General features: G+C 36.4%; 7 protein-coding genes, 1 pseudogene and 1 riboswitch. Of the genes and pseudogenes, 5 read left to right on the top strand and 3 right to left on the bottom strand.

Going from position 1 to position 8,499, the window contains the following annotated elements:
• Positions 1-462: 462 nt before the first annotated feature.
• From ilvB to ilvA, 4 genes are all read left to right on the top strand, one after another.
• On the top strand, positions 463-2,196 hold the full coding sequence (ilvB, locus tag GW534_RS14990; protein ID WP_161921796.1) for an acetolactate synthase large subunit: 1,734 nt from the start codon (positions 463-465) through the stop codon (positions 2,194-2,196).
• Between the two features lie 4 nt (positions 2,197-2,200).
• Positions 2,201-2,716: an acetolactate synthase small subunit gene (gene ilvN, locus GW534_RS14985; RefSeq protein ID WP_161921795.1), complete on the top strand. Its 516-nt coding sequence runs from the start codon at positions 2,201-2,203 to the stop codon at positions 2,714-2,716.
• A gap of 30 nt (positions 2,717-2,746) precedes the next feature.
• Positions 2,747-3,781 carry a ketol-acid reductoisomerase gene (gene ilvC / locus GW534_RS14980; RefSeq protein ID WP_161921794.1) on the top strand — a complete coding sequence of 345 codons (1,035 nt, stop codon included), beginning with the start codon at positions 2,747-2,749 and terminating at the stop codon, positions 3,779-3,781.
• A gap of 65 nt (positions 3,782-3,846) precedes the next feature.
• Positions 3,847-4,788 (top strand): threonine ammonia-lyase, encoded by a 942-nt coding sequence (ilvA, locus tag GW534_RS14975; RefSeq protein ID WP_161921793.1) that lies wholly within the window; start codon positions 3,847-3,849, stop codon positions 4,786-4,788.
• A gap of 104 nt (positions 4,789-4,892) precedes the next feature.
• Here ilvA and GW534_RS14970 read toward each other — a convergent pair whose 3' ends face one another.
• The gene (locus GW534_RS14970) at positions 4,893-6,254 is read right to left on the bottom strand and encodes a PFL family protein (protein WP_161921792.1); all 1,362 of its coding nucleotides are present in this window, start codon (positions 6,252-6,254) and stop codon (positions 4,893-4,895) included.
• Between the two features lie 29 nt (positions 6,255-6,283).
• Positions 6,284-6,559, bottom strand: coding sequence for an ACT domain-containing protein (locus GW534_RS14965; protein WP_161921791.1), 276 nt, complete (start codon positions 6,557-6,559; stop codon positions 6,284-6,286).
• An 83-nt stretch (positions 6,560-6,642) separates the two neighbouring features.
• A riboswitch (glycine riboswitch) is annotated at positions 6,643-6,720 on the bottom strand.
• A gap of 255 nt (positions 6,721-6,975) precedes the next feature.
• On the opposite strand from GW534_RS14965, the gene GW534_RS14960 reads away from it, so the two are divergent.
• A complete protein-coding gene (locus GW534_RS14960; protein ID WP_161921790.1) occupies positions 6,976-7,719 on the top strand; it encodes a hypothetical protein in 744 nt (247 codons plus the stop codon).
• Positions 7,720-7,793: 74 nt separating this feature from the next.
• Here GW534_RS14960 and GW534_RS14955 read toward each other — a convergent pair.
• A pseudogene (locus GW534_RS14955) lies at positions 7,794-8,426 on the bottom strand (histidine phosphatase family protein).
• Between the last annotated feature and the right edge of the window lie 73 nt (positions 8,427-8,499).

Below are 8,499 nucleotides of genomic sequence, written 5' to 3'. Positions count from 1 at the left end.
TTAAAATTTTTGTAAAAACTATTGACGAAAACATTTTTATATAATAGACTCCTTTTTAAATTATAAATTTTTCAAATCATTAAACAAGTGTATTTTTTTGAACAACATACCCTATAATTGTAAAAGCAATGAGAGGAACGGGAAACAATGTCCATGTATTTCAGCGATCCAGGGATGGTGGAAGCCTGGTATACATACTGTTTCCAGATCATCCTTGAGTGGTAAGCTGAACGGATTTTCCTATTAGGTTTACCCGGGTATAATAAATACCCGTTACCAAAACGGAAGCTATTACTAAATAGCTTCATGAGGTAGTATTCGTAAGGATACTATGAATTTGGGTGGTACCGAGGAAAGGAGGCTCTTTTCTCCCCAAACAGCTAGCTATTATTGCGGCTTTTTAGGGAGAAAGGGGTCTTTTTTTATAACTCCTTTTCTAAAAAATTCTAGGAGGTTATAAAAGTGAGTCTAAAAGTAGTGAAGGAGCAGGAAAAACAAGTTCAACAAGTCACAGGTTCGGACATTTTGATTGATGCTTTAACAGAGCAAAATGTGGAATTTGTATTTGGTTATCCAGGTGGTGCTGTTTTACCGATTTATGATGCACTCTATCGTAAAAAAGCCTCATTTCAACATATTCTTACTCGGCATGAACAAGGGGCAATTCATGCAGCCGAAAGTTATGCACGAGTAACTGGAAAACCTGGTGTTGTATTAGCAACATCTGGACCTGGAGCTACAAATCTTGTGACCGGTATTGCGGATGCAATGATTGACTCACTACCTTTAGTTGTCCTAACCGGTCAAGTTGCAAAAGGGGTGATTGGCACAGACGCATTCCAGGAAGCAGATGTTATCGGTATTACAACACCGATCACAAAATATAACTATCAAGTTAATAATCTAGAAGATTTACCAAAAATCATTAAAGAAGCTTTTTACATTGCAACAACAGGACGTCCAGGACCAGTAGTTATTGATATTCCGAAAAATATCTCCCAAGGTTTGACAAATCCTGTCAAACTAAATAAAAATTTCAAAGTTCATTTACAAGGATATCAACCAACAATTTATCCAAATCCATTGCAAGTAGTAAAATTACTAGAAAGTATTAAACAGGCGAAAAAACCGGTCGTCCTTGCAGGTGCAGGTGTACTATTTGCGAAAGCTTCTACTGAATTGAAACAATTCGTCGAAAAGTATCAAATTCCAGTTACGAACACACTCTTAGGTTTAGGTAGTTTTCCTGGCGAACATCCGCTTTTCCTTGGTATGGCAGGCATGCATGGCACTTATGCGGCAAATATGGCTTTAACGGAATGTGATTTGTTAATCAATATCGGTGCTCGCTTTGATGATCGATTGACAGGAAATCTTCAACATTTTGCTCCAAAGGCAAAAGTAGCCCATATAGATATCGATCCAGCAGAAATTAGTAAAAACGTAGATACTGAGATTCCAATAGTTGGCGATGCAAAAGAAGTTTTAAAACTATTACTTAAACATGAAGTTGAAACACCGGATCTTCAACAATGGAATAGTCACTTAAATCAATACAAAAAAGAAAAACCGCTATGGTATGAAAAGCCGAAAGAAAGACTCTCACCACAATGGGTTGTAGAGCAAATCTTCGACATTACAAACGGAGATGCAATCGTTACAACAGATGTTGGGCAACATCAAATGTGGGCAGCGCAGTACTTCCAATTCAATCAACCAAATCGTTGGGTTACTTCTGGAGGTCTGGGAACAATGGGATTCGGTTTACCAGCTGCAATCGGTGCCCAATTAGCAGCACCAAATGATACAGTAGTTGCCATATTAGGTGATGGTGGATTTCAAATGACACTACAAGAATTGGCAGTTATTAGAGAAAGAAACCTTCCAATTAAAGTCATCATTCTCAATAACGAAGCTTTAGGAATGGTTCGTCAATGGCAAGAAACGTTCTATGAAGAACGTTATTCAGAATCAGTTTTTTCCTATAATCCAGATTTTGTAAAACTAGCCGAGAGCTACAATATCCCAGGATTATTAATTGATGATGAGAAAAATGCTCGCAAACAACTAGAACAAATCTTTGCAATCAAAGGACCAGTTGTTGTTGATTGTCGCATTGCTCCTCAAGAGTGTGTTTATCCAATGGTTGCACCTGGCAAAGGTTTACATGAAATGATTGGTGTTGAAAAGGAGTGAGAACATGAGGCGAATTATAACAGCTACTGTTCAAAATCGTAGCGGTGTTTTAAATCGAATAACAGGTATGTTAACAAAACGGCAATTTAATATTGAAAGTATTACTGTTGGAGAATCAGAGAAAGAAGGCATTTCTAAAATGACCTTTGTAATCGATGTAGCGGATCATTTAAAAGTTGAACAACTTACGAAACAATTAAATAAGCAAATTGATGTCATAAAAGTTCAGGACATAACAGATAAATCCCATGTTGTTCGCGAACTTGCACTCATTAAAGTATCTGCATCTAGACAACACCAAGCAGAAATTCAAAGTCTCATACTACCTTTCCGCGCTAGCATAATTGATGTTAGTAAGGACAGCCTTGTAGTTGAAGTAACAGGTAAACCAGAAAAAATTAATGCCTTAATTGAGTTATTAAAGTCTTATGGCATTAAAGAAATCACTCGCACTGGAGTAACTGCATTTTTACGTGGCTATCAACCACAAATTTCTGATGTTAGTTCTATTTCAATTTAATAATAAATTCATATTATGGAGGAGATAATTATGGTAAAAGTTTTATTAGAAAAAGACATTCAAAGAGATCTATTACAAGGAAAGAAAATTGCTATCATCGGGTATGGTTCTCAAGGTCATGCCCATGCGCAAAACTTGCGCGATAGCGGTTATGACGTTGTAATTGGTTTAAGAAAAGGGAAATCCTTTGAAAAAGCAAAAGAAGATGGTTTTACAGTTTTACCAGTAAGAGAAGCTGTAAGTATGGCTGATGTTGTCATGGTATTATTACCAGACGAGAGTCAACCAAAAGTATATGAAGAAAGCATTGAACCAAATCTGAAATCTGGCGCAGCGCTAGTCTTCGCCCACGGTTTCAACATTCATTATGGGCAAGTACGACCACCAGCAGATGTCGATGTATTCCTTGTTGCTCCAAAAGGCCCTGGTCATATCGTTCGTCGCACATATACTGAAGGCGCAGGAGTACCGGCATTGTATGCAATCCATCAAGATGTAACTGGTGAAGCAAAAGAATTAGCCCTTTCATACGCAAAAGGAATTGGAGCTACACGTGCAGGGGTTTTAGAAACTACATTTAAAGAAGAAACAGAAACAGATTTATTCGGTGAGCAAGCTGTACTTTGTGGTGGCCTATCTCAACTTGTAAAAACTGGTTTCGAAGTGTTAACAGAAGCTGGGTATCAACCTGAAGCTGCATATTTCGAAGTATTACACGAAATGAAACTTATCGTTGATTTAATGTATGAAGGTGGTCTTTCCTACATGAGATATTCCATCTCAGACACTGCTCAATGGGGTGACTTTGTTTCAGGACCACGGGTTATAAATAATGAAACAAAGGAAAGAATGAAAGAAGTACTGGCTGATATTCAATCCGGTAAGTTTGCAAAAGACTGGATTTTAGAAAATCAAGTTAATCGTCCTCAATTCAATGCGATTAATAATCGTGAAAAAGAACATCCAATTGAAAAAGTTGGGCGGGAACTTCGTGCATTAATGCCATTTATCCAAAAGCCAGAGCAAGAAAAAGAGCAAGAAGTAAAACAATTAACGAAAAATTAAGGAGCGTGTGTTTATAACATGGGGATTATTTAACGAGTGAAAAAGTTAAAACGGCTTATAAAAAATTGTACCCGCTGATTCATCAAACACCTCTGATTACATCAGAAACAACGAATCGAATTGTTGGTAAAAAAGTTTATTTTAAAATGGAAAACCAACAAAAAACTGGGGCATTTAAAATTCGTGGTGCATTAAATAAAATGATGCAACTACCTGAAAATCTGCGGCGGCAAGGCGTCATTACTGCCTCCGCAGGTAACCATGCACAAGGTGTTGCCTACGCTGCTAAAAGATCAAATATAAAAGCGACAATTTATATGCCAAAGCACACCCCGATAAATAAAATAAATGCAACGAAAGCATACGGTGCAGAAGTTGTTTTAACCGGGGTAAATTTCGATGAAGCTTATAAAGCTTCACTGGTAGAACAAAAAAGTACTGGAAAAATTTATATACATCCTTTTGATGACTATGATGTAATGGCTGGACAAGGAACAATCGCCTTAGAATTTTTAAATGAAGTAAAAGATCTGGATACTATTATTGTTCCCGTGGGCGGTGGCGGTTTAATTAGCGGTATTGCTGTTGCTGCAAAAAGTATAAATCCTACAATAAAGGTCATCGGAGTTCAGTCTAGTTATGCTTCACCAATTTTCCGAGCCTTTCACAATATTCAACAAACTAAATCTAATGTGGGTACTACCATTGCTGAGGGAATTGCTGTGCAAAATCCAGGTCAAAAGACATTACCAATTATCGAAAAATTTGTCGATGATATCGTTACCGTTTCTGATAGCGAAATTGCAGGTAGCATACTCTATATGTTAGAGCGGAATAAAACACTCGTTGAAGGAGCCGGTGCGGCTGCAATAGCTGCGTTATTTAGTTACTCTCAACAAATTCGTTCAAAACACTGTGGCATTATTGTTAGCGGAGGAAACATTGATTTACAACAGATGACCAGCATACAGAATTTAGCACAAAATCATTATGTACAAACTGGATAAAATATCTGAAAATAAATGAATTCAAACGACTTTTCTTAAGTAATTTTAAGAAAAGTCGTTTTTTACTTTCGGACGAATCCAATCTTACTGTACTAGTCCACCTCTTAATTACTCAACGCTTGTAATGGAGCTGGGATTCGTCCACCACGAGTAATAAATCTATCCGAACTATACGCATTCACTTCCATAACAGGAGCACGCCCTAATAAACCACCGAATTCAACCATTTCACCGGCCTTCTTTCCAGGAACAGGAATGATTCGTACTGCAGTCGTTTTCTTATTAATCATGCCAATAGCTGCTTCATCAGCAATAATCCCCGACAAAGTGGAAGCAGACACATCGCCAGGTACAGCGATCATATCTAGACCTACGGAACAAACACATGTCATTGCTTCTAACTTAGATAGTGTCAACGCACCTTCTTGAACACCACGAATCATTCCGTTATCTTCACTAACCGGAATAAACGCTCCACTTAAACCACCAACATAGGAGCTAGCCATAGCTCCACCTTTTTTGACGGCATCATTCATTAAAGCAAGAGCTGCTATTGTGCCGTGAGTACCAACTCGTTCTAATCCGATTTCTTCTAGTATCTCAGCCACACTATCATTCATTGCATTTGTTGGAGCAAGGGATAAATCCATAATGCCGAACGGAACATCGAGACGGTCTGCAACGACTCGACCAATTAACTCACCAGCACGGGTAATTTTGAAGACCGTTTTCTTAATCACTTCAGAAATTTGACCAAGATCAGCTTCAGGATGTCGCTTCAATGCATTTAACACAACTCCCGGTCCACTAACCCCTACATTTAAAACAACTTCCCCTTCACCCGCTCCATGAAAGGCTCCTGCCATAAACGGATTATCTTCAACAGGATTGCAAAACACTACTAATTTAGCACAGGCTAAACCATTCTTATCCTTAGTCATCTCAGCTGCTTCCTTAATAACTAGTCCCATTTTCCGAACAGCATCCATATTGATTCCAGCCTTCGTATTCCCGATTGAAACTGATGCACATACCCGTTCTGTTACACTTAATGCTTCAGGAATGGCTTCAATCAATGTTTCATCTCCCTTTGTCATACCTTTATGCACGAGAGCTGAAAACCCACCTAGAAAATCAACTCCTAAATCCTTCGCTGCTCGGTCTAATGTTTTCGCAATTTCAATTGCTTCGTTTACAGAACAATTGCCTAAAATTTCCGCAATTGGTGTTACAGAAATACGTTTATTAATAATCGGTATACCAAACTCTCTTTCTACTTGTTCAGCTACCTCTTTTAAATGTTTAGCATAGTGCGTAATTTTTTTATATAAACGCTCATTCATTTTTTCAAAATTGGAATCGGCACAATCTTTTAAACTAATTCCCATCGTTACCGTCCGAATATCGAGGTTTTCCATTTGTACCATTCTAATCGTTTCAAGCATTTCACTATGAGTGATGTCCATATTTTATTTCCCCTTATCAATTGTAATCTTTATATTCTGTGCATTGCACGAAATATTTCTTCTAACTGTACATGTATAGTCAGCCCTAACTTTTCACCTAATTCATTTAATTGGGCCTGTAAATCTTCTAAACTTGAAATATTTGAAACATCAACAATCATCATCATTGTAAAAAAATCTTGTAAAATCGTTTGGCTAATATCTAAAATATTAACTTCATTTGAAGCTAAAATCGATGTTACCTTAGCAATTATTCCAATTTGATCTTTTCCTACTACACTAACTACAGCCCTTTTTGTTTCCATGGTAAACGCTCCTTATTATTTTTCTATAAAACAAAAAAAGATTGGACTTCTCCAATCTCAATAAACAATAGAATAACAATAATCGTTACTCTTCTGTCCTTTTGCCTGAGATTGTGAATCCTTCGGCGCCGAAAAAAATCAGTCTCTCCAGAAGCTGCTCCATTTGTAGTGTTACCCACAAACTTCAACGCTTACTCTTTTATTCAATTAATAAGGTTATATTAGCAACAGAAAATGAATTGGTCAATATTATTCTTGAATAATTAAAAATAAACTTTAATTAAAATTTTCATAAGATTGCTTTTTATTAATTTTTCTTATAAATGTAATCATCTATTTTACATTTGCATACTATTTAAAATTGAGGCCTCACTGTAGGTCAAAAAAATTTCACACCAAAGAATGCGAGGGAGAACATGAAATTAAAGTACTTATTGTCAAGTATTGTTATTGGTATTCTTTTACTTGCTGGTTGCAGTAATGATGACGGTTCAAGAAAAAATCCAAAAGAGGATTCAAAAATTGAAGAAGAGAATGATAAAAATTCTGATGGTGGACTTTTTGGCAATAAAGATGACACTGGAGACAATGATGATTTAGAAGAATATTTAGATAAAGATAATAATGATGAATTAAATGATAATGACGAACAAGGGACAACCGAAGATGAAGATTTAGATGAAGAACCAGTTGAAGAAGGAAGTAATGACTATGCTGAGATAGATGAATATTCATTTATTGTAGCTGATGATGGCGATTATTATATAGTTAAAGTTGGTGATATTATATTTTCTTATCCAAATACTTTTTCAGCAACTGCGATGGAGCAACAACTAATTCCAACATTCGATATAACAAACGCAGACCAAACAATCGTAATGAATGTTGCTGTAGAACAACTGCCACTAAATGTGTCTCCTGAAGAATATTTATCAATTGCTTCTACAAATTACGGTATTGAATATGAAGAATTTTCAACAAAAACAAATGCCAACGGGATTGAATTTGCTGAAGGAATTACAGAGGAATCAGGGTTTCAAGTTAATCAACGAGTAGTAATTGTAAATGGTGTAGCCTACGTATTCTCATTTGCTTCAGCATCCTATGAAGAAAACTTAGGGGTGTTCGACCAATTGATTGATACGATTGATACAAAATAATGATAAATAAGCTGACCAAATTAGGCGATAGAAATTTGGTCAGCTTCTTATTATGTGCTTATCGCTAACTGATTTTACTTTTCCCCCATTAGTTTCGGAGCCTCTTTATGAGAAACATCTCCTTCAATGACAATTTTAGAACCATCCTCCGTCACTTCAACAACCGTTAAACTTGTATCATGAATAAACGGAGGGTCCCATAATTTTTTTACTGATTTTCCTTTAAATATCGTAAATAAAGTTTTAATCATAATCGCATGGGTCACAATCAGTACATTCCCTGAAGGAATCTCTTCTTTAATTCGTTGTAACACCTTTTCAGCGCGAACACGCAACTCTTCAAAGGTTTCACCGCCAATTGGTGAATAATTTACTGGATCATTCCAAAATGCATAAAATTCATTTGGATATTTTCCTTCAATATCCTTCCTTACTTTCCCTTCCCATTCACCCTTATGTATTTCTTTTAAATGATCATCGTAAATAACAGGAATTTCTCTTTCTCCACGGATTAAGTGCGTTGTTTCTTGTGTCCGCCCACTTGGACTAGAAAAAATCGCTTCAAAATCAACACTTTTTAAACGTTTTCCCAAAAGCTGTGCATTTTTTCAACCATGTTCCGTTATGTTTGAATTCTTCCAACCTTGTAATCTTCCTTCTTTATTCCACTCTGTTTCTCCATGCCTAGTAATGTATAATGTTACCAATGTGTTCTCTCCCTTAATTTATCGTACTAATTTCACTAGCATTGCATAAATATAGTTGGAATATTCCGTAAAT

The organism is Pallidibacillus pasinlerensis, assembly GCF_009996845.1.
GTDB lineage: Bacteria > Bacillota > Bacilli > Bacillales > Caldibacillaceae > Pallidibacillus > Pallidibacillus pasinlerensis.
Note: the sequence above shows the minus strand (reverse complement) of the source record. Positions and strands in the feature narration are given on the sequence as shown.

Coding starts and splice junctions, on each gene's coding strand:
- GW534_RS14960 (WP_161921790.1), top strand. CDS start 6,976: ATGAAATTAAAGTACTTATTGTCAAGTATTGTTATTGGTATTCTTTTA.
- ilvN (WP_161921795.1), top strand. CDS start 2,201: ATGAGGCGAATTATAACAGCTACTGTTCAAAATCGTAGCGGTGTTTTA.
- GW534_RS14970 (WP_161921792.1), bottom strand. CDS start 6,254: ATGGACATCACTCATAGTGAAATGCTTGAAACGATTAGAATGGTACAA.
- ilvC (WP_161921794.1), top strand. CDS start 2,747: ATGGTAAAAGTTTTATTAGAAAAAGACATTCAAAGAGATCTATTACAA.
- GW534_RS14965 (WP_161921791.1), bottom strand. CDS start 6,559: ATGGAAACAAAAAGGGCTGTAGTTAGTGTAGTAGGAAAAGATCAAATT.